The 863-nt window shown below is 66.3% G+C and carries 1 protein-coding gene; it reads left to right on the top strand.

Annotated features, from left to right (window positions below):
• The coding region (gene tuf, locus D7X74_RS42175; protein ID WP_120538490.1) for an elongation factor Tu at positions 1 to 863 on the top strand (863 nt) is incomplete at both ends.

Below are 863 nucleotides of genomic sequence, written 5' to 3'. Positions count from 1 at the left end.
GGCGCCACGTTCATGGCGTACGACCAGATTGACAAGGCGCCGGAAGAGCGGGAGCGCGGCATCACCATCTCCACGGCGCACGTGGAGTACAAGACGAAGAACCGCCACTACGCGCACGTCGACTGTCCGGGACACGCCGACTACGTGAAGAACATGATTACCGGTGCGGCGCAGATGGACGGCGCCATCCTGGTGGTTTCGGCGGCGGACGGCCCGATGCCGCAGACGCGTGAGCACATCCTGCTGGCCCGCCAGGTCGGCGTGCCCTACATCGTCGTCTTCCTGAACAAGGTGGACATGCTGGACGACCCCGAGCTGCGCGAGCTCGTGGAGATGGAAGTCCGGGACCTGCTCAAGAAGTACGAGTTCCCCGGCGACAGCATCCCCATCGTCCCCGGCTCGGCGCTCAAGGCGCTCGAGGGTGACACCAGCGACATCGGCGAGCCGGCTATCCTGAAGCTGATGGAGGCGGTGGACAGCTACATCCCGACGCCGCAGCGCGCGACGGACAAGCCCTTCCTGATGCCGGTGGAAGACGTCTTCTCCATCGCCGGCCGTGGTACGGTGGCGACGGGCCGCGTCGAGCGCGGCATCATCAAGGTCGGCGAGGAAGTCGAAGTCGTCGGTCTGCGCGCGACGCAGAAGACGGTCGTGACGGGCGTGGAGATGTTCCGCAAGCTGCTGGACGAGGGCCGCGCGGGCGACAACATCGGCGCGCTGGTCCGTGGCCTCAAGCGCGAGGACATGGAGCGTGGCCAGGTGCTGGCGAAGCCGGGCTCCATCACGCCGCACACCAAGTTCAAGGCGCAGATCTACGTGCTGTCGAAGGAAGAGGGTGGGCGCCACACCCCGTTCTTCAAGGG

The organism is Corallococcus sp. CA047B (assembly GCF_003612065.1).
GTDB classification, from domain to species: domain Bacteria; phylum Myxococcota; class Myxococcia; order Myxococcales; family Myxococcaceae; genus Corallococcus; species Corallococcus praedator.
The sequence above is the reverse complement of the archived record's forward strand: the minus strand, read 5'-3'. Positions and strand labels throughout refer to the sequence as shown.